This is a genomic window from Shewanella sp. SM32, from assembly GCF_025654235.1.
Taxonomy (GTDB): Bacteria; Pseudomonadota; Gammaproteobacteria; order Enterobacterales; family Shewanellaceae; genus Shewanella; species Shewanella oncorhynchi.
This window is the reverse complement of the sequence record NZ_JAKKRO010000012.1, coordinates 60,703-86,564: the sequence shown is the minus strand read 5'-3', so window position 1 is coordinate 86,564 and position 25,862 is coordinate 60,703. Positions and strand designations below refer to the sequence as shown.

26 protein-coding genes and 1 pseudogene are annotated in these 25,862 nt (G+C 44.9%); 17 read left to right on the top strand and 10 right to left on the bottom strand.

The genetic code is table 11. From position 1 onward, the window contains the following. Nucleotides 1-27: 27 nt before the first annotated feature. From L5M10_RS07195 to L5M10_RS07180, 4 genes are read right to left on the bottom strand one after another with little or no spacing between them, the layout of a single operon-like run. Nucleotides 28-1,659: a ThiF family adenylyltransferase gene (locus L5M10_RS07195; RefSeq protein WP_263255085.1), complete on the bottom strand. Its 1,632-nt coding sequence runs from the start codon at nt 1,657-1,659 to the stop codon at nt 28-30. Next, on the bottom strand, nt 1,656-2,798 hold the full coding sequence (locus L5M10_RS07190; RefSeq protein WP_263255083.1) for a CBASS cGAMP synthase: 1,143 nt from the start codon (nt 2,796-2,798) through the stop codon (nt 1,656-1,658). Before L5M10_RS07190 ends, L5M10_RS07195 begins: the two co-directional genes overlap by 4 nt. Continuing rightward, on the bottom strand, nt 2,792-3,793 hold the full coding sequence (locus L5M10_RS07185; protein WP_263255082.1) for a CBASS cGAMP-activated phospholipase: 1,002 nt from the start codon (nt 3,791-3,793) through the stop codon (nt 2,792-2,794). The genes L5M10_RS07190 and L5M10_RS07185 overlap by 7 nt, the downstream gene beginning before the upstream one ends. 6 nt (nt 3,794-3,799) lie before the next feature. Next, nucleotides 3,800-4,024 (bottom strand): DUF2188 domain-containing protein, encoded by a 225-nt coding sequence (locus L5M10_RS07180; RefSeq protein WP_263255081.1) that lies wholly within the window; start codon nt 4,022-4,024, stop codon nt 3,800-3,802. Nucleotides 4,025-4,154: 130 nt separating this feature from the next. On the opposite strand from L5M10_RS07180, the gene L5M10_RS07175 reads away from it, so the two are divergent. Then, nucleotides 4,155-4,475 carry a helix-turn-helix domain-containing protein gene (locus L5M10_RS07175; RefSeq protein WP_263255080.1) on the top strand — a complete coding sequence of 107 codons (321 nt, stop codon included), beginning with the start codon at nt 4,155-4,157 and terminating at the stop codon, nt 4,473-4,475. Next, on the top strand, nt 4,475-5,389 hold the full coding sequence (locus tag L5M10_RS07170) for an ImmA/IrrE family metallo-endopeptidase (RefSeq protein ID WP_263255091.1): 915 nt from the start codon (nt 4,475-4,477) through the stop codon (nt 5,387-5,389). The genes L5M10_RS07175 and L5M10_RS07170 overlap by 1 nt, the downstream gene beginning before the upstream one ends. A gap of 321 nt (nt 5,390-5,710) precedes the next feature. On the opposite strand, the gene L5M10_RS07165 is transcribed toward L5M10_RS07170, so the two are convergent. The 3 genes and pseudogenes from L5M10_RS07165 to L5M10_RS07155 all read right to left on the bottom strand — a co-directional run. Further along, nucleotides 5,711-6,286: a hypothetical protein gene (locus tag L5M10_RS07165; RefSeq protein WP_263255079.1), complete on the bottom strand. Its 576-nt coding sequence runs from the start codon at nt 6,284-6,286 to the stop codon at nt 5,711-5,713. A 16-nt stretch (nt 6,287-6,302) separates the two neighbouring features. Continuing rightward, entirely contained in the window at nt 6,303-6,698 is a 396-nt protein-coding gene (locus L5M10_RS07160; protein ID WP_263255078.1) for a mCpol domain-containing protein, read from the bottom strand. Between the two features lie 608 nt (nt 6,699-7,306). Further along, nucleotides 7,307-7,447: pseudogene (locus tag L5M10_RS07155) on the bottom strand (transcription elongation factor GreB); the annotation flags it as partial. 394 nt (nt 7,448-7,841) lie between these two features. Between L5M10_RS07155 and ompR the strand changes: the two are divergent. From ompR to L5M10_RS07140, 3 genes are all read left to right on the top strand, one after another. Beyond that, nucleotides 7,842-8,567 carry a two-component system response regulator OmpR gene (gene ompR / locus L5M10_RS07150; protein WP_006079507.1) on the top strand — a complete coding sequence of 242 codons (726 nt, stop codon included), beginning with the start codon at nt 7,842-7,844 and terminating at the stop codon, nt 8,565-8,567. Between the two features lie 42 nt (nt 8,568-8,609). Further along, nucleotides 8,610-9,926, top strand: a complete 1,317-nt coding sequence (envZ, locus tag L5M10_RS07145; protein WP_219254340.1) for a two-component system sensor histidine kinase EnvZ — start codon at nt 8,610-8,612, stop codon at nt 9,924-9,926. 127 nt (nt 9,927-10,053) lie between these two features. Then, nucleotides 10,054-12,000 (top strand): methyl-accepting chemotaxis protein, encoded by a 1,947-nt coding sequence (locus L5M10_RS07140; protein WP_263196382.1) that lies wholly within the window; start codon nt 10,054-10,056, stop codon nt 11,998-12,000. 61 nt (nt 12,001-12,061) lie between these two features. Here L5M10_RS07140 and L5M10_RS07135 read toward each other — a convergent pair whose 3' ends face one another. Continuing rightward, a complete protein-coding gene (locus L5M10_RS07135; protein ID WP_263196384.1) occupies nt 12,062-13,354 on the bottom strand; it encodes a DUF5666 domain-containing protein in 1,293 nt (430 codons plus the stop codon). Between the two features lie 86 nt (nt 13,355-13,440). Between L5M10_RS07135 and L5M10_RS07130 the strand changes: the two genes are divergently transcribed. The 3 genes from L5M10_RS07130 to L5M10_RS07120 all read left to right on the top strand — a co-directional run bounded on the left by L5M10_RS07130 (nt 13,441) and on the right by L5M10_RS07120 (nt 15,890). Continuing rightward, nucleotides 13,441-14,109, top strand: a complete 669-nt coding sequence (locus L5M10_RS07130) for a response regulator transcription factor (protein WP_263196386.1) — start codon at nt 13,441-13,443, stop codon at nt 14,107-14,109. Continuing rightward, on the top strand, nt 14,081-15,346 hold the full coding sequence (locus L5M10_RS07125; protein ID WP_263182170.1) for a sensor histidine kinase: 1,266 nt from the start codon (nt 14,081-14,083) through the stop codon (nt 15,344-15,346). The genes L5M10_RS07130 and L5M10_RS07125 overlap by 29 nt, the downstream gene beginning before the upstream one ends. 154 nt (nt 15,347-15,500) lie before the next feature. Then, nucleotides 15,501-15,890: a YgiW/YdeI family stress tolerance OB fold protein gene (locus L5M10_RS07120; protein ID WP_105250668.1), complete on the top strand. Its 390-nt coding sequence runs from the start codon at nt 15,501-15,503 to the stop codon at nt 15,888-15,890. 71 nt (nt 15,891-15,961) lie between these two features. Here L5M10_RS07120 and L5M10_RS07115 read toward each other — a convergent pair whose 3' ends face one another. Both L5M10_RS07115 and L5M10_RS07110 read right to left on the bottom strand, forming a co-directional pair. Next, the gene (locus L5M10_RS07115; protein WP_113940228.1) at nt 15,962-16,435 is read right to left on the bottom strand and encodes a peroxiredoxin; all 474 of its coding nucleotides are present in this window, start codon (nt 16,433-16,435) and stop codon (nt 15,962-15,964) included. A gap of 80 nt (nt 16,436-16,515) precedes the next feature. Further along, nucleotides 16,516-17,463 carry a choice-of-anchor H family protein gene (locus tag L5M10_RS07110; protein WP_263196388.1) on the bottom strand — a complete coding sequence of 316 codons (948 nt, stop codon included), beginning with the start codon at nt 17,461-17,463 and terminating at the stop codon, nt 16,516-16,518. 367 nt (nt 17,464-17,830) lie between these two features. Here L5M10_RS07110 and L5M10_RS07105 point away from each other — a divergent pair, with 367 nt between their 5' ends. The 9 genes from L5M10_RS07105 to cysW all read left to right on the top strand — a co-directional run bounded on the left by L5M10_RS07105 (nt 17,831) and on the right by cysW (nt 25,843). After that, nucleotides 17,831-18,133 carry a PepSY domain-containing protein gene (locus L5M10_RS07105; RefSeq protein WP_105250671.1) on the top strand — a complete coding sequence of 101 codons (303 nt, stop codon included), beginning with the start codon at nt 17,831-17,833 and terminating at the stop codon, nt 18,131-18,133. A gap of 2 nt (nt 18,134-18,135) precedes the next feature. Continuing rightward, a complete protein-coding gene (locus L5M10_RS07100) occupies nt 18,136-18,831 on the top strand; it encodes a response regulator transcription factor (protein WP_105250672.1) in 696 nt (231 codons plus the stop codon). After that, the gene (locus L5M10_RS07095; RefSeq protein WP_263196390.1) at nt 18,824-20,188 is read left to right on the top strand and encodes an ATP-binding protein; all 1,365 of its coding nucleotides are present in this window, start codon (nt 18,824-18,826) and stop codon (nt 20,186-20,188) included. The genes L5M10_RS07100 and L5M10_RS07095 overlap by 8 nt, the downstream gene beginning before the upstream one ends. 148 nt (nt 20,189-20,336) lie before the next feature. After that, nucleotides 20,337-21,839 (top strand): DUF3300 domain-containing protein, encoded by a 1,503-nt coding sequence (locus tag L5M10_RS07090; RefSeq protein ID WP_263196391.1) that lies wholly within the window; start codon nt 20,337-20,339, stop codon nt 21,837-21,839. 259 nt (nt 21,840-22,098) lie between these two features. Beyond that, complete coding sequence (locus L5M10_RS07085) at nt 22,099-22,749, top strand: alpha/beta hydrolase (protein WP_263162501.1); 651 nt, start codon at nt 22,099-22,101, stop codon at nt 22,747-22,749. A gap of 69 nt (nt 22,750-22,818) precedes the next feature. Then, nucleotides 22,819-22,992, top strand: coding sequence for a YezD family protein (locus tag L5M10_RS07080; RefSeq protein WP_011790691.1), 174 nt, complete (start codon nt 22,819-22,821; stop codon nt 22,990-22,992). Between the two features lie 88 nt (nt 22,993-23,080). Beyond that, a complete protein-coding gene (locus L5M10_RS07075) occupies nt 23,081-24,094 on the top strand; it encodes a sulfate ABC transporter substrate-binding protein (RefSeq protein ID WP_263162503.1) in 1,014 nt (337 codons plus the stop codon). 68 nt (nt 24,095-24,162) lie between these two features. After that, nucleotides 24,163-24,987, top strand: a complete 825-nt coding sequence (gene cysT / locus L5M10_RS07070) for a sulfate ABC transporter permease subunit CysT (RefSeq protein WP_263141424.1) — start codon at nt 24,163-24,165, stop codon at nt 24,985-24,987. A 4-nt stretch (nt 24,988-24,991) separates the two neighbouring features. Next, a complete protein-coding gene (gene cysW, locus L5M10_RS07065) occupies nt 24,992-25,843 on the top strand; it encodes a sulfate ABC transporter permease subunit CysW (RefSeq protein WP_198572436.1) in 852 nt (283 codons plus the stop codon). The last annotated feature ends 19 nt before the right edge of the window (nt 25,844-25,862 follow it).

The window sequence follows — 25,862 nt, the reverse complement described above, 5'->3', positions numbered from 1 at the left end:
TCCTCCTATCGTCAGTGCCCCAGGAACTCATGAATTGCATAGAGGGCATTCTTGGTCTCTCAAGGGATCGCAATCGGGTGTACCAAGTTGCTGAACAGGATCTATCAACCTAGTGCGCAGGGCTGGTGAATTGGTTCCGTTGACCCAATCAAGAATTACTTCTGTACCTAGACTTGCAGCCTGTACAGAGACTGAGGCGGGAAATGGTACATATAAGCCTTCACACCCGTGCCCAGCTAAGATTACAGGAAGAGGAGCATGGGTAGAACATAGTTCACCTTTTCTATTGCTGTGCCAAAGACATCGGAAGCAAGCACCTGATGAGTTTGTCCTTAGGAGAGCACGAACAGCTGTGCCAGGTCCCTCGATCCAAACCGAAACCATAGGTATCGGAAGCGGGTAATGCTCACACAACCAATGCCCAAGCGACTCTTCCCCAGTGGCATCAATTAGCAAGTCTAGCTCTCCCAATTGGGCTTTTTTTACATCGACAGGGAGTGCTCGAATGTCGATGTCTGGGGCTAAACGTTTTAGCTCCTGTGCCGTAGCTTTGGCTTTGTTTGAAAGTAAATCTGGAAACCCTAAGCGATGACGGCCTATATTCTGTGGCAGAAGAAAATCAAAATCTACAAGTGTAATTTTCCCTCCACATGTTCCAGCTCCAGCTTTAACAAGCATCTCCGATAAATACCCACCTATCGTGCCGCACCCGACAACGGCCAAGTTCTTACCTGCAAGCGTCTTTGAGTTCGGGATATTACGTTGAGCAAGATACCTATCGTCAATTCTGACTACCGAGACTGGTATAACCTTTAAAGCAAAACTCAAGTCTCTCTGACTTGAAAGTCTCGCCTTACGTGCTGAGGGTTGACGATCATAGAGTACGGCAAAACCGTATGTCATCAATGGTGACTCAATAATGATTAGAGCCCCATTAGCCTTTGTTTTTGCCCCTTCCTTTATACGTTTATGAATATTACGTCGACTTTTAGGATCGAGCTTACTTTGCCATTCCAAGATATCCCCAACTGTTTGAGGAGGCCAATGTTCGATCAACGGCCGAGGTTTAGCGATGGTCTTAACGCGATAAGTTAGTATAGTCTGTTCAGTAACTTTGTAACCAAGTGATGCAAGCTTCTTAATTGTCCGATTTTCGTCGTCGGTTATAAACCATAGAGAATGTCCATTTGCTTGCGCGACAATACAGCCTTGACGACCAAGCTCTTCGCCTTGCATGTCAGCGAAACAATACATGCCAGACCAATAAGCAAAGAACTCTTCTGCAAGATCTTCAATCATATCCCCATTTATGATCTGCCCAAGCACTGTTGCTGCTCGTTGCAAGCACGCTAATGTTTGCCCCACAGGGTCGTATATATCCAACACGACCGTACCCTTTGCAAGATAACAAAGGTCACCATTTGCACCTAGATGGGGAACGGTTGCAGGAAGTTCTGGAGAAATCTCCAGTAACCTTATTCTAGGTAAATCAAAAAATGTTGGATCAAGCTGAACTTCACATGGATAGCCCTTTTCTTCCTCAAGCGTTGTCAATAAACCGCGCAGTCTAAACCAACCGTCATCTGCCTTACCAACAAACTCGAACCCTCGCAGTTTAAAGGCATCGATAACATCCGTGACCGTTTTAGTACTGCTCATCCAGCTTTAGTCCGTCCGACAAGTTCGCTTGGTCCAGCAACTGTGGGAACCGCGGCAATAGTGGCAGCTACGGATACCACTGAGATTCTCTCTGGTGCATTCGGAAAACGAGAGCCGAATTGTTTTTGCATCCAAATACAAGCTTGTGAAGGACTGCCAGCGTGCAAGGCCCCTCGGAGTACTTTTTCAAAATTTTCAAATGCCTTCGCCGCGTCTTCTACTCCATCTTGACCAAGACGCTCAGTTAGCGATTCAGATTGCTCTACAGGGTTATTTACGCCAGCACGCAATCTAGAAGGCAACTCTGCGACAACGTCCAAAAGTGCAAGGTCGTCACAGCGGTCACGCTTTTCAAACAAAGGAGCCGCAGCAGCCATTAAGAGAATAGAAGCAGGCCCGCCGCTTGGCCATCTCCAATCGCGGAACGCCTTTATGTAACGAATAACCCGTCGAAGTTGCTCTCCTTTGGCCTCAACTTCACCGAGGAACCACTCTTTAATGGGCCTAGGGTCAGAGGGCATCCAGTCGCATTCACGATTAGCCAAGAGAACTTTATCAGCCGGTAATGCCGTCCAAGCGTCATGTTCAGCCCGATTCACAGCTTCCGTTAGAGAGTCATAGCCATAATGTTCCATTGAATTCTTTGCTAACATAACAAATTCTTCATCGGGAATAGCGTACAGCGGAATATCAATATGGGCATATGTGGCAATAATAATACGTATACATGTCGGTTTATCGGTGACGAGCTTCCATTGCCGCCCTTCGACTAAGGGTTTCAGCGCTTCTTCCGCTGCAGCAAAGAACACATTAGCTGCAACACTTGGGCGTTTTGTCTGAGTGACGAAACTCAATGGTAGATAACAACCATCATCTATATCTGCTTGTTGCGGATTTTGTGCCGGAGCGTTTAACGTTTTGTACGCCCACGATCCTTGCGTAAAGAAACGTGGTTGCGGAACAGCGTCATTGTATCCGTTTGTACTTAATACCTTTGGAATACCTTTTCGTAGGCAATCCCTGACATCCTTGCGAACGCTGGCAATCCAAGTTCGTTGTTCCGGAGATAGATCCAATTCGTCGAGCATGCAAGCCTCAGCATCGACGGTGGTAAAGAAAAGCGGACTCAAGTTTAACATACAGCCTCCGGAACGTTTTTATTGGAACCGTGATAGAAGGTGGGAGCATCGGCGCGATGCGTTCTAAAAGGTTGAAACAGTGGATCGCCAATCGCACGCTGAGCCGCGTGAGTACCCCGGTCCTTAAGCGTATTTGTGGCACCAATTGAAACCCGATCCAACGCTTTAACATCCTTGCTCTGGTCAGGCGTCGCCTTATCATCAATCTGAAAATAGTTATTGCCTAACGACTGTTTAAGGATGTAATCCACGGACGATTCCTGAGCGGAAATAACTAGATCGAAGAGCCCTCCACGCCACCTCCCAAAACCGCGATCTAGGTTTGCACCACCGCGGACAGTCGCACCAATAGTCATAGTTCCAATCGCCAGAACCCGAATCAAAACATCTTGATTTGGTGCTAGGAAAGTCTTCACTTCGTGCAACCCGAATAGACCTGGAGCGTTACCTACTAAACCGCCATCGGCAAAAACTCCACGATCGTTGCGAGCAAGAGGAAAATAGACAGGTGCGGCGGCGGTCGCTAGTGCGACATCCACGACCTTCATCCGATGATCCAACTCAAATGAAGGATGGTGCGGGGTCTTGAAAAACTGCCCTCGCCCCGTCGAATAGTTTACTGCAGGCACGAGTACCCGATGTTTCAAATCACCGATAGTAAGTTCTTGAAAACGCTCGATCAGTACTTCTCGCAGACCAGCCGAGTCATGCTTTGCGGTCAACCAAAAACCAAAAAGTCGCCGCCACAAGCTCCGGCAACCGAAAATTCGACGCCCTTTCTCTTCAAACAGCGCCTTAAGTTCGATTGCTGGAATCTCTGATGCAAGCCCCAAAGCTAGCATTCCCCCAGCTGATGTACCACATATCAGATCGAAATGCGACGCGATAGGCCGACCCAGTACAGCTTCAAGCTCAGCCAGAACTGTCGCAGTGTATAAGCCGCGATAACCACCGCCCGATAAAGCAAGTACATGATAAGTAGGAATACTGTTCATAACCTATTAGCCTTTTGGTGGAAAAGGATCATTACCATAACTGTTCTTATCACGGATGCGGCCATTAGGCCGATGAATAACAAGTTCAGAGTGTTGATTGCGCGCAATATCACGAGCAGAGTCAATTGCTTGTTGCTGCGTATCATGTACGGAGGTTGCTCGCTGGTTGCCAGCGCCTCTGACAGCCCATCCATTTTGGTGGGGAACTACGTGCTGATTTTTACGTGACATATTCAATCACCTCAAAATAGGAAAAAAAGTTCAATACACAGAACTTAAATTACCAAAACCCAAATTTCTTGTCAAGGAAAAAAAGTATGCCTATAATGAACTTATTATTTTAGTTGGCAGGCAATGTATTATGTCCAATATTCTTGGCAATAAAATCAAGATGTTAAGAAAAGAGAAAGGTCTTACTCTTGAACAATTAGCTGAACAAATTGGTTCAGGGAAAAGTTATATCTGGGAAATAGAGAACAAAGGTGTCAAAAGGCCTTCGGCAGAAAAGCTATCGCTTATTGCAAAAGCTTTAAATGTCACTACAGATTTTTTGGTTGATAACGAACAGGTAGAAATTTCAGATAATCAAGAGAAGGAAGTTTTCTTTCGCAAGTTAGGCGAGCTTGAAAAAGGCGACAGAGACAAAATTATGGACATGATTGAAGCTTGGAGCAAAAAGTGATGGAGCAAAGCAAGCACCCAATCAAAGAAGCAAATCGCATCAGTAAACTTCTAGATCTTGGGTTGACTGGTTCTGCACGATATCCGGTCAATGTAGAACAAGTCGCGCTTGAACTAACTCCTTCGTTTAACAATGACCCCATTACTTTGGTAAAAGCGGATAGCATGGGAAAAATTGACGGAATGTTGGTCAGACATCCCCAAAAAGATGAATGGGCTATCTTCTACAACCAAGATATCGCACACGCTGGACGGACAAACTTCACCTTAGCTCATGAGCTTGGCCATTATTTTGTCCATAGAAACCAAATGTCCAAAAGCAGTTTCGAGTGTGGAGAAAGTGATATGTTAGAGGGGAATCAAGGTTTTCCAAACATTGAAGCTGAAGCAAATGTATTTGCTGCAAACCTGCTAATGCCCAACCACGACTTTCGTGAACAGGTTGCAGATGAGCAATTTTCTTTCGATTTGATGCAACATTGTGCAAGTCGCTATGGAGTTTCACTTACTGCAGCTGTTTTAAAGTGGCTGGAATTTTCCAAGAAAGAGGCAATCGCTATCCTATCAGAGGATGGCTTTATGCATTGGTCAAAATCTAATAATCGTGCGTTCCGAGCGGGTAAATATTACGCGACAAAAAAGGAGTGTATCGAAATACCAAGCGGCTCTCTGACAGCAGAGGCTCGTTATACGTTACCTGCTAGAAACGGTGTCAAATGCAAAGTTGGCATTTGGTTCCCGAATACTCAGGCAGAGGAGTTTAGCATTTATTCAACAGAGCATGAGAAAACATTGACTGTTCTGATTTTTGAGGATTCCGGTAGTGGATATCGTATAGCGGATGATTCTCAGTATGATGAACAACTGCTGGAAGACACTGCAACCAAAATATCAAGAGACTTTGGGCTGGGATAAAGTTATATCCAAATAGAGCAGTTGTAAACGCTCAGTAGAATTACTTACTTTTGATCAACCTGCTATGCTGTTATTAGATTTCCTGCAATGACGAAACAAGGTACAGGGTATGAATGAAGATCACATCGGCCGAAGATATTTTCGAGTTAAACTCTTTAGTTATAACTCATAACTATCTGATTAATAATTACATTAATTAACGTTAAGTTCAAGACCAGCGTAAAACTTGCGGGTTTTATGCAAATATTATCATGTTCTCAGAAACGATTGCGCAGACATCACTTCGCGAACTATGTTATCGAGTAATTTTTGACAATGGTTCTAGTAAAAGGAAACATCCGCAGTATCGTCGTTACTCGTTTGTTGAAGTCGAATGCGACCAGTGGTTTTGCGATCCGTAAAATAGTATCCCGAAAGCTCCAATTTTATGTTTTCACCAAGTGCCACCGATCGGATGTCAAATATTGTTGACCCGGTGTATGCACTCCAGTTCGGGTTTTTTGGGATTGATCGATATAGATAGTAGAGCTTACATTGTCCGCCATCCACCGACGGTGTGGTTTCCAAGGTTAGTGATTTTGATGTTTCCGTATGGATGTCCACCTGAGTTTGCAAAAGACTTTGCCTTACGACCGCTCTGGCTGCTATTTTTTGATTGTTTTCAGTCGTGATTTCACCTTCCCAAGTGCCATTTAAGTCTGGATACAATGTTCGGTCGAATGATCGAACTGCCTTCCAAATCTGTCTTGCAACCGCATTCGTTGTAATCAACAAGATAACAAGAAGTGCTATCCACGGCGCTATGCTCACAATCCTGACAAGTGGTAGCTGGTTTGCAAGAAAATGCTGAACAGCTTCATAAGCAAACAAGCTGAGCACTGTTGTAACAACTGCCACGTATCGAAGTAGTACCTTAAAACTGATGATTCTGAACATCACGGCCAACTTCTTTATAATTGTGAAGGCGTGCTTTGCCGCTGCTCTTTGCAGATAACAGTGCAACGTAAGCTTCCCTTAGACTCGCGCCGATTCCGACTGAAAAGGAGATATTATCTCCAGCCAAGGCTTTTATTGAGGAATACAGATCCTTGTCGTCGGGGATCATGGCATCTGTATAAGCTGCTACACCGTCTGCCGCGCAAAATAAGATTGAAAATCCATTCGCACTCAGGAAATCGGCAATTGCCTCGGTAGTATTGTTAACGAGTGCATTTGTTCTGGCAAGAGCTAGTTGATCGTTTCTTAAATAGCATGAGACGATGAGTTGCCCTATGTCATCTCCGTCGATAGTTATAAATCTGCTTGGCATACTTTTGGTTTATTCCTCTTGTCGACTGATCGTCTTCGCAATTCCATGGATGAGCAACGTGGTGCTGTCAGTGGGCCTAACGTCTTAGTATTTATACGCTGCTTACCTGCTAGACCAATAAAAAACACGGTTAACTAACTGTAATAAAAGGAACTTATCAGCTTTTGTTTAAATATGCCATCAGGAAAAACGCGCATGTGTGTTTTTCAAACCTATTATCTAACCACCGTGTTATTTAAGTGATTAATTTAAAATGCTAAATTGCAAAGTTATGCGCATGAACCAGACAAGGTAAATCTGATTCACTGTAACTATTTTTTAAATCCCTCATACTCAGGTCTGGCTTTTTAGTATCCATTACATTTTTGTATCTCAAATTATCAGACAACAAAGGGCTGATCTTCAAGCCGTGCATACTTGGGAAAAACATCGCAGAAGTTGATCATGAAATAAGTGTTCAACGAAAAAATCGACTTTGAGTTCTAATGAACATTTAAGGTAGAGCTTTCCACTACATAGTACATACTTAAAAGTACTGTACTATTTTTTTATTCAATCAATTCATATGTTAAAAATAATTAGTACGATTCGAGAGGTACTTAACACTAGTCCGCGTTCTCACTACGGTCGCCCTGCGCCGCCGCTTCTTGGACTTTAAGGGTGATTTGCGGCCGATATTCCTTCCACAAATACTTCAATTCTTTATCTAAAGTTTGCCAACCCTGTCGGGTGATCAAATGCGCTTTCATACTCATTACTCAATCGTTGGATTAAACGACCACAATTGATGCGGGATAATATATTAGACTGATGATACTCAGACTGGACGCTAAAGTTAACTCACTAAATCATCTCTGTGCATAATGGCTTTTAAATCACCTCTTTTACTGATGCCAATTTAGTTACAATTTCAGCTATAGCGTGAATAAACGCGAGTATTCCCATGCAATTTCATTTGCTTAGTATTAACATTGGGCAATCAATGTCAGCATTTATCGCATTCAAGTTACTAAGGTGAGCTAGTCGCCTTGGTTGAATGCGGCTATATTAGGCAGATTCGTTTTCAATTTCAGCCAGTTGGTTAATCTTAACTGTTTCTCGTCAGTAGAATAAGCACCAATCTGAGCAATTAAAGGACATCCCATGGGACAAGAAACCTCGAAAATCCTCGTCGTCGATGATGATATGCGCCTGCGAGCGTTACTCGAGCGTTACCTGATGGAGCAAGGTTATCAGGTGCGCAGCGCGGCCAATGCCGAGCAGATGGACCGCCTATTAGAACGTGAAAACTTCCATTTACTCGTGCTCGACTTGATGTTGCCCGGTGAAGATGGCCTGTCTATCTGTCGTAGGCTGCGCCAGCAAGGTAACCCCATTCCGATCGTGATGCTGACGGCCAAGGGCGATGAAGTCGACCGCATTATTGGTTTAGAGTTGGGCGCTGACGATTATCTGCCAAAACCTTTCAATCCACGGGAATTACTTGCGCGGATCAAAGCCGTGATGCGTCGCCAAACCCAAGATGTGCCCGGTGCGCCCGCTCAGCAGGAAGCACAGATTAGCTTCGGTGAGTTCTCGCTGGATTTAGCGACCCGTGAGATGTACCACGGCGACGAATCGATTGCGCTCACTAGCGGTGAGTTTGCCGTACTTAAAGTGCTCGTCACCCATCCACGCGAACCCTTGTCTCGGGATAAGTTGATGAACCTCGCCCGTGGCCGCGATTATTCGGCGCTAGAACGCTCCATCGACGTGCAAGTGTCACGTCTGCGCCGCTTAATCGAAAAAGATCCCGCGAATCCTCGCTACATTCAAACGGTTTGGGGTTTAGGTTATGTGTTTGTACCCGATGGTGCCGCGCGTCGATGAGCCGCGCCGCCATCTTAATCTACTGCGGTTATTGAGCCCACGATGAAACCTAAGTTTTGGTGGCGGTTTGTTCCTCGCAGCGCATTTAGTCAAACCGTGATGCTGATTGGTTGCCTATTACTGATCAATCAGCTGGTGTCTTACGTCACGGTCGCCGTCTATGTACTTAAGCCAAGTTACCAACAAATCAATCAGTTAATCGCTCGCCAAGTCAAATTACTGTTTGTCGACGGCATAGATATTGGCCGCGAACACTTAACCATAGTCGATGCCCTTAATGCCAAAGTCCACGACGATGGCATGAAAATCTACAATCAACAGCAAGCGCATGAAGCGGGTATTGAGCAAGCCACTTACTATGGTTTCTGGTCATCGCAGATGTCGGAATATCTTGGCGGCGATGCTGAAGTCCGCGTCACCCATGGCAGCGTATTACAGATTTGGATCCGTCCACCACAGGCGCCCTCTATTTGGATAAAAGTGCCACTTATCGGCCAAAATGTTTCAGATCTTTCGCCACTCACCCTTTATTTAATGGTGATTGGCGCACTCAGTGTCGCTGGGGGATGGTGGTTTGCTCGCCAGCAAAACCGCCCACTTAGGCGACTACAAAAAGCCGCGATTTCAGTCTCCCGCGGTGAATTTCCCGACCCCTTGCCGCTAAAAGGTTCGAGTGAAATTGTCGAAGTTACCAATGCTTTCAACCAGATGGCACACAGCATGAAGCAACTGGAGCAGGACAGAGCGCTATTGATGGCGGGGATCTCCCACGATTTGCGCACGCCGCTCACCCGTATTCGCCTCGCCTCTGAGATGATGGTTGAGGAAGATCAATATCTTAAAGATGGCATAGTCAATGATATCGAAGATATGGACGCCATCATCAGCCAATTTATTGCTTACATTCGCCAAGATCAGGAAACCAGCCGTGAGCTAGGCCAAATCAATAAACTCATTCAAGATATCGCTCAAGCAGAAGCCAATCGCGCTGGTGAAATTGAAGTGGTGTTAACTGACTGCCCCGAAGCCCAATTCCAAGCGATTGCCATCAAGCGGGTACTGAGTAACTTAGTCGAAAATGCCTTTCGCTATGGTTCTGGCTGGATCCGCATTAGCTCACAGTTCGATGGCAAGCGTATCGGTTTTAGCGTTGAAGATAACGGCCCAGGGATCGATGAGTCACAAATTACCAAACTATTTCAACCTTTTACCCAAGGTGATATCGCCCGTGGTAGTGTTGGTTCGGGCCTAGGCCTCGCCATCATCAAACGGATTATCGATAGACACCAAGGGCAAATTACACTCTCCAACCGCGCCGAAGGCGGTTTAAAAGCCCAAGTGTGGCTGCCGCTGGAATAACGCGAGATCACATATTTGCAAATCAAATGACAACGCTGCATCCAAGTGAGCACTTGTCATATTAATGTCACCTTAAATTCATAAACTCAGCACAGTTACTGGCTCTGACCATTATGAAGATTGCAAAATGAAAATTTCAACGCTGTCGCTTTCTGCTTCTGCCCTGTTGTTATTGCTCGCGGGATTGCTAGCAGCCGTAGTGCTGTGGAGCAGTGATCAGCGGCAACAAATTGAGCAACAAACACTTACATTACAAGCTATTCAGCAGGATTTTCTCGTCGGTGTACGCCGCGATCTCGATGGCTATTTAGCCAGTGGCAACGCTAGCCAACTTGAACAAGCGAAAACCAAACTCAGCGCCATTAAAAACCAGCTCACGCAGCCTAACCTCGCAGCCATGGGCGCTACCGACAATGACTTGCAAGCCAGCCTAAGTAGCTTCATTCAAGATTTAGATACCAAGTACCGCGCCGCGGGTAAACTCGCTGGCAACCCTAGGCAACTGCTCGCCCACGCCGAATCTGAAATGCTCGACTATAACCGTCGTCTGGGCAGTTATGCCGATAAAGGCTTAGCCACAAATGCAGTGGTCGCCGAACAATATCTGCAATTGAGCCGCGATTTACCTTCTATCGTCTACCAACTTTCCCAGCTGACCGATGGTTATCTGATCGGTAAAAATCAGCAGCTCAAGGGCATTTTAGACAGCACCAGCAAAGAGCTAAATACGTGGCACGACACCCTCAGTGCACTGCCGTTAATCGGCGTATATGAACAGCAAGAAGCCGATGAATTTGCACTCGGCGCCAGCGAACCGGAACAAATTGAAATCGGCGAGAGTGACCGCAGTGAACTGCTCAGTCTCGCCAATCGATACAACAAAGAAGTCGCCAATACCCACCAATTACTGCAAACAAACCAAGAGATGCAAGATCAACTCATTCAAGCGATTAGCAATGTGGAACAACAGCTTATTGGTTTAGGTGAGGCTCAGGCAGCAAAGAACCAGCAACTGAAATATGAGTTACAGCTAATCCTCTACACTATGGTTTCCATCATGGCCTTGTTTGCGATTGGTTATTTAATCCTGCAGCAAAATCGTGTCGTCAAACCGCTAAAACGTCTCAACCAAGCTTTTATGAAATTAAGCGAATCGAACAGCCGCGAGCGTTTAGATATTAATCGTCGCTGCGAGACGGGCCAAATCGCAGGTCATTTCAACCAGTTACTGCACAGGTTTGAACAGGAAGACGAGGCACAGCGCCAGCAAATCACTAAGGTTTCTCAATCATTAAGCCAACTGGTGGCACGCATTACTCAGCTATCACAACACACAGAGCACACCCAAACGATTGTGGCCGATACGCAAACACAGACCGAGCATATCCGCAGCCTCGCCAATGAGGTGAGCCACACTTCGGCACTTGTGGAAGACAGCGCCGCCGAAACCATGCGCCAAATGCAGTCGAGTCAAGCACAAGCCGAGGCGGTATTGAGCGCGACCGAGCAAACACAAACCGCGGTAGGTCTGTGCCATTCGTCCCTTGAAAGCCTAAATAACTCAGTGACGGATGTATCGAAAATCATTGATGTGATTGGCAATATTGCCGAACAAACTAACTTACTCGCCCTTAATGCTGCCATCGAAGCTGCGCGGGCTGGCGAGCAAGGTCGCGGCTTTGCCGTGGTGGCCGATGAAGTGCGTAATTTAAGCCAACGCACCCAAGTGTCTTTGAATGAGATCGTGAAAATTCTGCAACAACTGACCCAATCAAATCATGCCCTCAGTGAGAGTGTCGATGGCATAGCACAGGCCACCAGCAGCCAGAAACTGCGTGCTCAGAGTCTGTGGCAAGTGGCGCAAACAGTGCAAAACCAAGCAAGTGAAATGGCTAATACCGCCAAACAAGGCTCGCTCAATGCCAAAGAGCAAGTCGATTATCTCGATGAATTTGTTCGCACTATGGATAGTTTAAAAGAACAAGCGCAAACCAGTTCACTGCAGAGTGAGGTCATCGCCCAAGAAGTACAGCAGAGTGTAGAAGATATTGAAACCAGCTTGGGGATTGGGTAAAGCCAAATAAACCGTGCGGCCTAAAACCGCACGTTTATTCACTTAATTTCTCTATTTGTGTTTAATCGTCGCTTCGACAATTGTGGATATTAGAGCCATCGAACTGACATTCGACATCAACCCATTTGCCTTCAAATGGCGTTAATGAAGCATCAGTCGCTTGATAGCCCCACAAGGTCTTTTGCATCACTAAACCCGACAAATCAAGCTCATTGCTTCGCACTTCAAGATCAACTTCTTTCACTAACCACTGGTTGTCTGCGAGTTCAACACCTTCTATTTGAATCCATTTTTGGTCAAGTGTCGCTAAGGTTAAACCGTCATCGAATTGAGTTCTGGCATCAATATCAAATGTAAATCCATTAATTTGTAGCTGATTATTGGTAGTCAGTGTCGCCAGACCTTCTAGCTCGAACTTTTTACCTAAGGTTGGAGGTATTCCACCATTATCATGTGATGTTTCAAATTCAACTTCTCTGGCCCATAAACCCTGCGGCATAGATTGAATATCTACATCGACTAACTTGCCTTCAACCAAGTTAGCTTGCTTGCCATCTTCAAATTGAGTATTTGTAGTGACATAGAGTCGAGTACGGGCATTAAGCTCAAACTGCGTTTTATCTTGGTTGACCCAAGTAATAGTCCCTTCTAGCTCCATATCGTTAAAAGACGCCGTATCTTCCACCTCGACTTCAGAGGCCAAAAATGAAGCACCACTTTGCTGGCCTTCCACTTCGACCCATGAGCCTTCCTGTAAGCTGCCTTCTAAACGTGCGTTGGCATAATTAATCACTGCCGAACCGATATTGAATTGTTGCGTGGCCTTGTTTAATCCAGAGACACGTCCCTCGATTTCAGCAAACGCAAAATTGGGGATAAGGTTTATAGAATTAACCTGCCATTCTCCCATTACCGTTGGATAACCATTTACCGCCACCCAATCGCCTACTTTATACAGGGTCGCGTCCGCTGGTTTAACGACTAAATTAATCCCATTAACGGCAATAGTATTTTGATTAACGGAACTGATTTCACCCACAAGGCTTGGATCTAATATGACATTTTTAGCCTGTTGGCCTTCATTATCAATTTTGACCCTCATCCCCATTTGAATGGCATTAACCTCTAACGGCTGTTGACCATAGTGAATCTTAGCATTAGCGATATTGACGTTATATCCATTGACCGTAATCGAATTATTGTCAGAAGCAATATTTGTTACTGTACCGTTAATTTTTGCGGGTAACGTAGGTTGTGGAACGATAGGATCGGGTTTAGAGGTATCTGTTGATGAATCATTACCACCGCAACCTGCCAGCAAAATGGCCGTAATACAAACTAAGAGTTTATTCATTTTCTTCCCTATTTTGTCTTGTTAAATCAGTGCTGGGCATCTTAGTATGAAGATCGTCAAGCAAATGTGAAGAAATGAATTAACCGATGAAAGTATTAATTGTTGATGATAATCATGATGTTATTGAAACAATCATGGATTATTTAACCCTAGAGGGGATTATTGCCGACTGTGCATATCACGGGGAAAGTGCAATCAATTTAATTCAACAAAACCATTACGATGTCATCATAATGGATATTATGATGCCCAAATTAGACGGTATTAATACGGTCAAAAAACTGCGTGAAGAAATTTATTGTAATACACCGATTATATTTTTAACCGCCAAAGATAGTTTGCAGGATAAAATTGATTCTTTTACATCAGGTGGGGATGATTTTTTAAATAAACCTTTCGCGATGGAAGAATTATGCTTACGACTGCATTCACTGCATAATCGTGGCCCACGTTTAGATGTGGGTACTTTGCGCTTCAGTGATATCAGTTTAAATTTGCAAACCCATCAAGTTACTCGTGCTGGTAAAGAAATTAAGCTCAGTAAAATTCAGCGCACCATTCTTTCACTGTTACTAAAACATGCGCCCGCTATCGTGAGTAAAGAGCAATTGGTAGATACAGTATGGGGAGATGATGCTCCTTCGAGTGATTCACTTCGCAGCCACATATACAGCTTACGCAGTGCACTCGATAAAGGTTTTTCAGACTCAAAATTAGAGACTATCCATGGCCAAGGTTACCGACTTATCCCCTGAGCATTTTCCGAGTTTATATAAAAAAATCCGCCTCACTTTTTTAGTATTAACTAGCTTGATGTTTGCCATTTTTTGGAGCCTCATTTATATCGCCGAAGAACAAATTGAGAAGATTAGCCTCGAGCAAACGCTGGCCACAGAGACTCGCGAATATCTAAAGAATTATCAAAGGTTTGGTGATAAAGCACAGCTCCCCGATATCAATGAATTGAAAACATATTGGAGCAAAGAGTTTGTACCAGCTTGGCTGCAACCTTATCAAAATACCGGATTTTACGAACATCAACTGGGTGACGAAGATAAACACTTTTTAATATCCGCTCATCCTTCTGGGCAAGGGCTGTTGTATGTGGTTTATAAGGATGACGCGGACGATTTCCTTGATAGCTATGAAGATAGAATGCACATTTTGATCTCTATTATGGGGATCGGTTTGCTCCTGTTTATCATGGCGTATGGATTGTATTTTGTACGTCTGCTATCCAGTCCACTTGCTGAGATTGAAAATAAAATCAATCAACTATCACCAAAAAGACCAACATCAACACCGAGTACTTCATACCGTGAAACCCGCCAGATTGAGCAAACCCTATTAAGCAACAAAGCTAAAATTGCCGCCTACTTCACTCGGGAACAAGAATTTAGCCGTTTTGCCTCCCATGAACTACGCACGCCCATTATGGTGATCCAAGGTTCGGTAGAATTGCTCAAAAAAATCCCCAATGCGACAACCGAGGCTCAACAATTAATGGTCAAAAAAGCCATTACACGTATTGATTACGCAGGGCATCAAATGAAAACGCTCACCGAGGCCTTTTTACTTCTCGGAAAAGAAGACATTGAATCCCAGCACTACAGCCAAATTGATTTAGCACCACGCCTTGAACACATTTTAGCTGAATTGGCGCAGCACTTTGCCAAGCAAGAAATCACCTACAGCTTAACGCTTAAAGATTGCTTGAGCATCAAGGCGCCACTGAGCTTTATTGACATAGTGATAGGTAATTTAATTAAAAATGCTTTCAATTACAGTGCCGGAAACATTGAAATTACGATGCAAAGCAACCAATTATGGATACTGAATCCACTAAGCACTCAAAGTACTGATACATCAGGCTATGGCTGCGGATTAATTATTATTGAACGTATTTGCGAGCGAATGGGCTGGGCATTTTCAACCCAAAACGATGGTGCTAGCTATCAGGCTTATGTTCAGTTTATAGATAATGCCCATTAACTGAAGTTAGCTTGGATAAATGACCTCGTTTTAGCAAATTCTGAGTTGCAAACCCAATCTTCACAACCGCTTCACGCTTGTCTTGGCACTATGCTCGCAACACTGTAATAGCCATTGAGGCTGAGTTACATAAAACCATAGAAAGGACAAACAGATGAATAAAATGACTCTTACCGTTTTCGCAATGGCACTTTCATTCACGACTATGACCAGCCAAGCAGGCTTTCAACCTACAACGGGTGAACCTCAAATACAGGGTGGCTTCCAAGGGCCGAGCGCAAGACAAGTGATTCATGATGTGGTGAGCGCGCTCAATGCCAGTGATGACGCCCAAATTGAGTTAACGGGCCATATCATTTCTTCCATTGGACACGATGATTATATTTTCCGTGACGCTACGGGTGATATTAAGGTCGAAATTGATGATGATTTATGGCGCGGCAACACAGTAACACCTGAGACTCAGGTCATTATTCGTGGTGAAGTGGATAAAGATTGGTCTGAAGTGACCATAGATGCAGACAACATTCAAATCGTACAATAAATTGATTTAGTTAAAGCCAGCCAATGAATGGCTGGCTTTGGTCACATCCAAACTTCATGTCTTAAATACGCTTAGATAGCAGCCAAAACAACTTCAGCTTTACTGGCTTCAAAAGCCTTTGGCTCTTCTACATTCAGTAGAGTCACTACACCGTTATCGATGATCATGGCATAACGTTGTGAACGCACGCCACCAAAACCGGCAGTATCCATCTCTAAACCTAAGGCTTTAGTAAAGCTGGCATCGCCATCGGCTAACATCATTAATTCAGAGGCATTTTGTGCTTCGCCCCACGCTTTCATCACAAAGGCATCGTTCACAGCAACACAGGCAATCAAATCCACGCCTTTCGCTTTAAATTGATCGGCTAATACCACATAGCCAGGTAAATGCGCTTCAGAACACGTTGGAGTAAAAGCACCTGGCACTGCAAACAATACGACTTTTTTACCCGCGAACAATTCGGTAACTTGGTGATTCACCATGCCATCTTTAGTCAGTTGACCTAATGTGGCAGCAGGTAATGTTTGACCTTGAGCAATCATGTCTTTCTCCATTTAGTTAAAATAACTCATCCATACTAGCCCTATTTACCGCAGATAAACACCGAGAGAAATAAGGGCGATTAGACTCGAGTTCGATTCAACCGCAGCCCCGCACACAAACTAAGACATAACAAACCTAATACTGAGAAGGCGCCGCCACTTTCCTCAACAACAATAATGTCGGGCTCTCTGTCTCGATCGCTACTCTCCAATGGCAGCGCATACAAACTATCGGTCTCATCGGCGCTAATGGTCGCAACAATATCGCTGTAACCCACTTCATACACATCAATCAACACATCATAGTGATCCGTCGCATAACCCGTGTAGAGCGTGGTCAACACTTCGTAATCGTCCTGTGTCGAATCGCCGTAAATGGTAAATACGTCTGTGGTGTAATAATGCACCCAAGGGCCACCATCACGACTGAGATAAAGCTCGGCAAATAAATCAGCTCTTTCATTAAGATATGCACCATTGACATCAACGTCGAAGGTCACGCTAAACGTTTGATAAAAACCATCGTAGTCAAAGTCTTCAAACAAACGACTGCTGGCATCAAAAATCGAAAAGCTGTGATACACAGGTGCGCGGTAGGGATCTTCACTGGTCGCACTCGAACTCGGAATCCCTTGGCTCGCATGTTTCGCTGTTACTTGCTCACGCGTCATCGGCGAGGCGCCCATAAGTTGCACTCGGTTTGTCGTCTGCGCTTTGGATGATAAGGCTGCTGGCGCCAAGGATTTCACGGCTGCAGCGGCGACTTCAGTGACATTTTTTGCGGGCGCGGCTTGTTGTAACAAAGCTAAAGCTTGTTGTTCCTGCTCAGCAGCTTGCTCGCTATTTTCTGCTTTTTTGGCAATACCAACACTGGCGGCAGTAAATGGCGTTAAGCTTTGCGATGACTCCAGTTCGCGGGGCTGAGCGCTAGCGGCAGGGGACGCTAAAAACAGCGCAGCAATAGCCGTTGCCATAAACAGCTTAATATTAACTGTGGCTGCCATATCTTGCTTATTGAGTGTGTTCATCTTGAATATCCTATGGATAACCCGTTCAAATTGGAGCTATTAAAGTGCAATGAAGGTGAACATAAGCTGAACATCAACGCCCACTGTTCTCAGCCAGAAGATACGTTCAGCCCGAGTTCATCTGGAATGGGTAACACTCACAAAACTTAAACGATACAAGCGCGAGCATAGAGATAGACTCGCCAACAGAACTTCAGTTCTGTCACGAATAACAAAATAACTGTCAGAGTTAATTTTGAAGGAATTGTGCCAACCAATTGGCTGATCTCTATGTGTTTGTTAAGGTGATGAGGTATTCTTAGTCGACTCGATAAGTTATCCATCTCACTCATTAACTTAAGATCGCTGAACATTGCGGGTACCCGATATGAAACTTGGTTTGACCTTGGCCCTAATCACTTGCTTATCAGCCTCCTTTGGTTGCATAGCAGGCAATGATAGACATGATGATCGCAATCAGCCTCGTAACCAAGGTGCGAAGAATGAGCAGCGCCGTCTAGCGGTCAATAGCCCTGATCAAGCGGTGGCAATGGCGCAACGACAATTTCAAGGCAAAGTATTGAGCGTACAATCCAGCGGATCGGGATATCGTATTAAAATCCTCAATAATGATGGCCAAGTATTTTCTGTTTCAGTAGATGCCGCAACGGGCCGAGTCTCGAGGAACTAACGATGCGATTGTTACTAGTTGAAGATGATATAGAACTACAGACTAACTTAAAGCAACATCTCCTCGATGCCCATTACAGTATCGATGTGGCGAGTGATGGTGAAGAAGGCTTATTTCAAGCGCTCGAATACAACTATGATGCAGCAATTATCGATGTCGGTTTACCTAAACTCGATGGTATCGCCTTGATCCGTAGCGTGCGTGAACAAAAACGCGACTTTCCTATCCTGATTTTAACCGCAAGGGACAGTTGGCAAGATAAGGTTGAAGGACTCGATGCCGGTGCCGACGACTATCTGACGAAGCCTTTCCATCCCCAAGAACTCATCGCACGACTAAAAGCCCTGATCCGTCGCTCCGCCGGCAAGGCCAGCCCCCTGATCTACAACGGCCCCTTTAGCCTTAACACCAGCAGCCTAGAAGTACGTAAAGGCGAAGAACTGGTTAATCTCAGTGGTTCTGAATACAAGTTATTCGAATTTTTTATGTTGCATCAAGGCGAAGTCAAATCAAAAACTGTACTCACAGAGCATATTTACGATCAGGATTTTGATTTAGATTCTAACGTCATCGAAGTCTTTATCCGCCGGTTACGCAAAAAACTCGACCCAGATAATCAATACAACTTAATTGAAACTCTGCGCGGCCAAGGTTATCGCCTAAAAGCGTTAACGTCTGGGCAAGCAGCCGATGAGTAAACGCGCCATGGCGTGGCAAGTGCTGAACTCCCTAAAAGCACGCTTAGTTGCCAGCGCGCTATTATTTATCTTAGTGTTATTGCCTTTGATCGGCGTTGCCTTAAACGATGCCTTTACCGAACAAGTTAAAAGCGCAACCAAGAATGAACTCAGTGCCTATGTCTATTCGATTCTCGCGGTGACTGAAGTCGAAAACAAACAAATCTCCATCCCAGAGTTAGTGTTAGAGAATCGTTTTAACCTCATTCAATCAGGGCTGTATGCCATTGCAACCACTGAAGACGCCAGCGGCAAACAAGATATAGTGTGGCATTCGCAATCTTTTATGGGGATTACGCCACCGCCACATTTTACCATCCCAGCCACGGGTCAAAGCGCATTTGAGCAAATCGAGCTCGCCGATCAACTCCATTTGATTTATAGCTTTAGTGTCAGTTTTGCCAGCCAAAATCAAAACGTGCCTGTGACAATCCACATTATTAAAGACGAGCGAGAATTTCAGCAGCAAATTGATCAGTTTAATCAACAGCTTTGGACTTGGCTGCTGATCTTAATGTTAGTCATGTTAGTGTTTCAATTGAGTTGGTTACTGTGGACGTTGCGGCCTTTAGCACGCTTTACCCAAGAGCTACATTCCGTCGAGCAAGGTAAGTCGATGCAGCTAAGTAGCCAGTACCCCACTGAATTACAAGCGGTTGCTCGGCAGCTTAATATTTTGCTCAATACCGAACAAACCCAACGAAAACGCTATCGTAATGCCTTGGCCGACCTAGCCCATAGCCTCAAAACACCACTGGCGGTGATCAAGAGTCAGGCCGACTTAAGCGAATCCTCCAGTGAGCAAGTATCAGTGATCAGCAGGATCATTGGCCACCAGCTAAAACGCGCCCAAACCGCAGCGGCGGCCTCGTGGCATTTAGGTATTCGTGTCGATGAAGTCGCCGCTAAGTTATTACGCACATTAGCTAAAATTTATCGAGAGCCACAAATCAATCTCAGCGGCGAGATGGTAGAACACGCAGTATTCAAGGGGGATAAAGCAGATCTGACTGAAATTCTAGGCAATTTACTCGACAACGCCTGTAAAGCCGCGAAGTCTACGGTGACATTAACGGTCACAGGCGATGCCTATCAACTGCTAATCTGTATCGAAGATGATGGCCCAGGGATCAGTGAAGCCCTGCAAAATCAAATCTTTGAACGTGGTATTCGCGCAGACTCCTACCTTCAAGGTAATGGTATTGGGCTTGCTATCGTGCGCGATTTAGTCGACAGCTATAACGGCAGAATTTCTGTCTCTCGCTCAGAAACCTTAGGTGGTGCCAAATTTAGCATCAGCTTTGCACACTCAGTTTAAGTCTTTATTTTCAATGTGATAGATTTATTACGTCTCTTAAAACTTGGCTATAAATAAATATTTAACCGCAAAACACTTTCAGCTTATGTTCATATTCACACGCCTAATATGCCCATAACATCCTCGAACAGGATTATTGGAGCAAACCATGAACAGACTACATCGATGGAATTGGCTAGTGTTAACGGCGGCATTAGTGGCCTTGCCTTTCACTACCACAGCACAGGCTGCGGGCATATCTGCGAGCCAAGGATCGAGCACAGCGGCAAGCCAAGCCGAACTCGAACAAATGCTGGCGCCTATTGCCCTGTATCCCGATAGCTTATTGACCCACATACTTATTGCCTCAACTTATCCACTCGAAATAGTGCAGGCACAGCGTTGGTTAACCCAGCGCCCCAAATCATCGATCGACCAAATTATGTCGCAAGCCGAAGATCAGGACTGGGACCCGAGCGTCAAAGCCTTGCTGGCCTTCCCGACGCTGCTGCAAAAAATGAGTGAAGATCTCGAATGGACTCAAAGACTCGGTGAAGCCTTCTTAGAAGATGAAGGCCAAGTGATGAACAGCATTCAGTCCCTAAGACAACAGGCTGATAAAGCGAATAGCTTAGCAGACATGGATAACATGGCAATTACACGCGCCAACAATCAGATCATCATAGAACCCGCTAAGCGAGAAATCGTCTACGTCCCCTATTACGATCCACGCGTGGTTTACGGCACATGGCGTTGGGGTGTGGCTTATCCTCCTGTATATTGGGAATTTGGCGGCTATGCTGGCTATCCCTATCGTCCGAGTCATAACCATTTCTACTGGTCACCGGGCATCCATATTTCCTTTAACTACTTCTTCAGTTCGTTCCACTGGCACAACCATAAAGTGGTGGTGATCGACTATCGCCATTCACACCGATATCGCCCACGGGAAAGATACAGTGTTAGCCATGGCGCACAACCTTGGAAACATAAACCCGAACATAGACGCGGTGTGAGTTATCACAATCCAGTGGTAAAACAACGCTATTACCATGATGATAAATATCGCGGCAGAGATTCACACTCAAGCGGCAGTAAACAGCACTTCAATAGCCAATATTCGAAGTCTAAAGAACGCCAAGATACCCATAGTAATCTGGGTAATATGAGTAATCAGGGCAATAAAAGTCGTGATAATAAAGACTATCACAACGTCAGCCGTGAACGTGATAACCGCACGCCGAGTTATCAGAAAACGCAAGCCGAGTTAAAGGAACGTCGATCTGCGACTATGGTACAAACGCCGACTCACAAGGAGCGTAATGACGCGCAATCAAGACCCGTGCAGTCAAAACCAATGCCATCGAAGGAGTCTCAGCAAAGGCAATATCAAACTCGGGAGTCACAACCGCGTAATATCGATCAACAAAGGGCACAGTCACAAAGGCAAGAAAAACCAAGAACTATGACCCCAAGAGTTGAAACGCCACGGCCTGAAACAAGACGTACAGAGCCACAACGGATTGAACAACCAAGACAAGCGGCGCCTAGACAACGCGAAGAAGTGAGAGTGAGACAAAGTGAGCCACGCCAAAATGCGCAAACCGCTCGCTCGGTAGAACATAACCAAGGTCGATCAACTCAAAGCCAAGAACGCCGTCATAGGGAATAACAAGATATAAACTGAAAACGAGTGCCCAGAAGACTCACCCTCTTACTGGGCATTTTTATGGATTATTTATCTGTAACATCACCTCACAAAGGCAACTTCCTCCAGAGTTAATATCCTAAATATATCTCATATTCCAAAATGGACTACAAATAACAATTTTAATAACCAAATTTGTAGATATAGTCAGAGTGCGAGTCAAACTGGCTTCATCCGGTCGTCATTTGGCTCTCTTATAAACTCACATCTTGGAGGATAAAATATGGCAACCTTATTAATTGTGCCAGGGTTTGGTGGTAGCGGCCCTTTACATTGGCAAAGTTGGATTGCACAAAAATATGAATCAGCTATATGGGTCAATGACTTACCACTATTGGAGCCTAAGATTCATATCTGGGCCAATGCCATTTGCCGCGCAATCGATCAAATCGAAGGTGAAATCCTCATCCTCGCCCACAGTTTTGGCTGTTTAGCGACAAGCCTTGCCATCGCTCATCATCCACAGCGGGTAGCAGCAGCTATTTTAGTCGCGCCAGCATCACCAGCACGATTTTCTGAGAATGGACACATTCTGCCTGAACACGATGGCAATCAAACGATCAAACACTTGTTGCCAAAACATCCCTTAGGTGTCGCAGGGCTTGTCATTGCCAGTGAAAACGATCCTTGGATGCCCTTTAATCAAGCTGCAAAACTGGCAAAAAAATTGGGATTCCCAACAATCAACTTAGGGTTAAGTGGCCACATTAATGTCGATTCCGGACATGGACAGTGGCCCCTCATTGATGTGCTTATTGGTAATCTTATCTATCAAATAGAAAGTGCAACTCAGAGCCAGTCTAACGATCTCGTAAACTCAAACACACAAAAGACACACTTATTACATAAAAGAATATCAAATCGCAAAATGTAACTTTTTAGTTATCAATATTTGATTATAATTCCAATTACGTTGTCAAAAACCACTTACATGAGGACTTATATGGCAACCAAAGAAGATCTACAAACCGTGATCCCCTTGCTCGTCAATAGTTTAGAAAAACTACTGGGTAGAATTGAGTTTGGGACAGTGGAATTAACCTTTCACCATGGGAAATTAGTGCAATTAGAAAAGAAAGAAAAAATTCGTTTAGACCAAGTTACGCCGTCGAAATAAAACGAAATTTACCACCCAATCAACACAGTTAGACCACATCGCTGACCGGTCAACCGGAAGCCTTATTAAATAATATGAGGATTTCGGTATGAATATTTTATCTCACCTACAAAAAGCAACACTCACCTTAGTTTTGGCCTCTGCTAGTTTTCTCGCACTCGCTGAAGATACGCTATTGAATGTTTCCTATGATCCAACCCGTGAATTCTATCGGGAATATAACCAACTCTTTAGCCAATATTGGCAAAAACAGGGCCATAAAGCCCCAACCATACGTCAATCTCATGGTGGTTCAGGCTCGCAAGCTCGCTCAGTTATTGATGGATTAGAAGCGGATGTTGTCACTCTGGCACTGGCCTATGACGTTGATGCATTAAGGCAAAAAGCGGATTTAATTCCTGAAAATTGGCAAAGTCGCCTGCCACACAATAGCTCGCCCTATACCTCGACCATAGTGCTATTGGTTCGCAAGGGAAATCCCAAAAATATCCATGACTGGAATGACTTAGTTCGAGAAGGTGTAGAGGTCATTACCCCAAATCCTAAGACTTCAGGCGGGGCGCGCTGGAACTATCTCGCCGCTTGGGGTTATGCACTGAAGCAATACGGCTCAGAAGAAAAAGCGTTAGAGTTTGTCACTCAGATTTATAAAAACGTACCTGTGCTGGACTCTGGCGCCCGTGGCGCAACCAATACCTTTGTACAGCGTAAAATTGGCGATGTGTTCATCGCTTGGGAAAATGAAGCCATATTATCTGTTGAGCAGTTAGGAAAAGGTGAATTTGAAATCATTGTTCCAAGTGTCAGTATTCTTGCCGAGCCACCAGTGACAGTGGTAGATAAAAATGTCGATCGCAAAGGGACACGTAAGTTAGCAGAAGCTTACCTAGCACATCTCTATACTGATGAAGCACAACACCTAGCAGCAAAACACTTTTATCGCCCGACAAACCCAGACGTTGCGTTGCAATACAAAGACAAATTTCCACAACTGACGCTCTTTACCATTGATGAAGTTTTTGGTGGCTGGAACAAAGCACAAAAAACGCATTTTAATGATGGTGGTCAATTCGATTCTATTTTAACCAAGATTAGCAAGTAATCTTTTACGCGGTTTCACTCATACGAAACCGCCCATTGGTTTCACTTATCTCGCGACGGAATAATGATATGAGCAAGGTTGTCATAAAATCTGTGCTACCTGGATTTGGTATTACCTTAGGCTTCTCAGTTTTATATTTAAGTTTGCTATTTCTTATTCCTGTAGCCGGATTAGTTCTGTTTACGCTGCAAATGAGTTGGGCTGACTTTTGGGTCGCAATTAGTCATCCTCAGGTTGTAGCCTCATACAAGCTGTCATTTACGGCGTCTTTTATTGGCGCCAGCATTAATGCCATTTTTGGGACTCTCGTCGCTTGGGTGTTAGTACGTTATCAATTTTTTGGTAAAAAAGTCGTCGATGCTTTAGTCGATCTGCCTTTTGCCTTACCGACGGCTGTCGCAGGTATCGCGCTCGTAACGCTTTATTCGACTACCGGGTGGGTAGGTCAATATTTACACTTATGGGGCATTAAAGTCGCCTACAGTCAAATTGGTGTTGTAATCGCCTTAACTTACATTGGATTGCCCTTTGTCGTACGAACAGTGCAACCGGTTTTGGCTGACTTTTCAAAGGAACTTGAAGAAGCCTCAGCATCCCTCGGTGCTAATCGATTAACCACCATAAGAAGAGTAATCCTACCTGCGATATTACCTGCATTATTAACGGGTTATGCCTTAGCCTTTGCACGTGCAGTGGGCGAATATGGTTCCGTCATTTTTATCTCGGGCAATTTGCCCTATCGCACCGAAATTACTCCGCTACTGATAGTGTCCAAAGCTGAGCAATATGACTATAACGGCGCAGCGGCTATCGGCGTGGTCATGCTCGCAGCAGCTTTCCTCTTATTGTTATTAATTAATAGCCTACAGTGGTGGGCGAGTAAAAGAGGTTAAGTCTATGGGTCAAATATCGACTGTAAATCATCACGCTACCACTGAGGCACCTTGGATAAAGTGGAGTTTAATCGGGATCGCATTAAGCTTTCTCGCACTGTTTCTGGTTTTGCCATTAGCGGTTGTGCTCTACGGCGCCTTCGAAGCGGGTCTCAAGGTCTGGTGGCAAGCCGTGACCGATCCCGATGCGCTCGCTTCCATTCGCCTCACCTTGTTAGTGTTAATTATTGTTGTACCCACTAATGCTATTTTTGGTGTCGCCATCGCTTGGGCCATTGCTAAATTTGAGTTTAGAGGCAAAACCATACTGATCTCGATAATCGATATGCCCTTCGCCATTTCACCCGTAGTGGTCGGGCTGATTTTTGTGATCCTCTTCGGTGCCCAAGGCTGGTTTGGCCCTTGGCTTGCTGCCCATGATTTAAAAGTGATTTTTGCCGTTCCGGGCATAGTCATTGTCATCATGTTCGGCACTTTACCCTTTATTGCCCGTGAACTCATCCCACTGATGCAACAACAGGGCAAAGATGAAGAAGAGGCCTCACTCACCCTAGGTGCCAGTGGTTTAAAGACCTTTTGGTACGTCACACTGCCTAACATTAAGTGGGGCTTACTCTACGGCGTGATCCTGTGTAATGCCCGTGCTATGGGCGAGTTTGGGGCGGTAGCAGTGGTCTCTGGGCGCATTCGCGGTGAGACCAATACTATGCCGCTACACATAGAAGTGCTTTATAACGAATACATGTTTACGGCCGCGTTTGCCGTGTCATCCCTGCTCACAGGTTTAGCACTGGTCACTATAGTGCTGAAAAGCCTTGTGGAGTGGAAAGATGAGCGCAAACATCAAATTAACTAAACGCAACGTCCTTGGGAAC

Coding starts and splice junctions, on each gene's coding strand:
- L5M10_RS07195 (WP_263255085.1), bottom strand. CDS start 1,659: ATGAGCAGTACTAAAACGGTCACGGATGTTATCGATGCCTTTAAACTG.
- L5M10_RS07190 (WP_263255083.1), bottom strand. CDS start 2,798: ATGTTAAACTTGAGTCCGCTTTTCTTTACCACCGTCGATGCTGAGGCT.
- L5M10_RS07185 (WP_263255082.1), bottom strand. CDS start 3,793: ATGAACAGTATTCCTACTTATCATGTACTTGCTTTATCGGGCGGTGGT.
- L5M10_RS07180 (WP_263255081.1), bottom strand. CDS start 4,024: ATGTCACGTAAAAATCAGCACGTAGTTCCCCACCAAAATGGATGGGCT.
- L5M10_RS07175 (WP_263255080.1), top strand. CDS start 4,155: ATGTCCAATATTCTTGGCAATAAAATCAAGATGTTAAGAAAAGAGAAA.
- L5M10_RS07170 (WP_263255091.1), top strand. CDS start 4,475: ATGGAGCAAAGCAAGCACCCAATCAAAGAAGCAAATCGCATCAGTAAA.
- L5M10_RS07160 (WP_263255078.1), bottom strand. CDS start 6,698: ATGCCAAGCAGATTTATAACTATCGACGGAGATGACATAGGGCAACTC.
- ompR (WP_006079507.1), top strand. CDS start 7,842: ATGGGACAAGAAACCTCGAAAATCCTCGTCGTCGATGATGATATGCGC.
- envZ (WP_219254340.1), top strand. CDS start 8,610: ATGAAACCTAAGTTTTGGTGGCGGTTTGTTCCTCGCAGCGCATTTAGT.
- L5M10_RS07140 (WP_263196382.1), top strand. CDS start 10,054: ATGAAAATTTCAACGCTGTCGCTTTCTGCTTCTGCCCTGTTGTTATTG.
- L5M10_RS07135 (WP_263196384.1), bottom strand. CDS start 13,354: ATGAATAAACTCTTAGTTTGTATTACGGCCATTTTGCTGGCAGGTTGC.
- L5M10_RS07130 (WP_263196386.1), top strand. CDS start 13,441: ATGAAAGTATTAATTGTTGATGATAATCATGATGTTATTGAAACAATC.
- L5M10_RS07125 (WP_263182170.1), top strand. CDS start 14,081: ATGGCCAAGGTTACCGACTTATCCCCTGAGCATTTTCCGAGTTTATAT.
- L5M10_RS07120 (WP_105250668.1), top strand. CDS start 15,501: ATGAATAAAATGACTCTTACCGTTTTCGCAATGGCACTTTCATTCACG.
- L5M10_RS07115 (WP_113940228.1), bottom strand. CDS start 16,435: ATGATTGCTCAAGGTCAAACATTACCTGCTGCCACATTAGGTCAACTG.
- L5M10_RS07110 (WP_263196388.1), bottom strand. CDS start 17,463: ATGAACACACTCAATAAGCAAGATATGGCAGCCACAGTTAATATTAAG.
- L5M10_RS07105 (WP_105250671.1), top strand. CDS start 17,831: ATGAAACTTGGTTTGACCTTGGCCCTAATCACTTGCTTATCAGCCTCC.
- L5M10_RS07100 (WP_105250672.1), top strand. CDS start 18,136: ATGCGATTGTTACTAGTTGAAGATGATATAGAACTACAGACTAACTTA.
- L5M10_RS07095 (WP_263196390.1), top strand. CDS start 18,824: ATGAGTAAACGCGCCATGGCGTGGCAAGTGCTGAACTCCCTAAAAGCA.
- L5M10_RS07090 (WP_263196391.1), top strand. CDS start 20,337: ATGAACAGACTACATCGATGGAATTGGCTAGTGTTAACGGCGGCATTA.
- L5M10_RS07085 (WP_263162501.1), top strand. CDS start 22,099: ATGGCAACCTTATTAATTGTGCCAGGGTTTGGTGGTAGCGGCCCTTTA.
- L5M10_RS07080 (WP_011790691.1), top strand. CDS start 22,819: ATGGCAACCAAAGAAGATCTACAAACCGTGATCCCCTTGCTCGTCAAT.
- L5M10_RS07075 (WP_263162503.1), top strand. CDS start 23,081: ATGAATATTTTATCTCACCTACAAAAAGCAACACTCACCTTAGTTTTG.
- cysT (WP_263141424.1), top strand. CDS start 24,163: ATGAGCAAGGTTGTCATAAAATCTGTGCTACCTGGATTTGGTATTACC.
- cysW (WP_198572436.1), top strand. CDS start 24,992: ATGGGTCAAATATCGACTGTAAATCATCACGCTACCACTGAGGCACCT.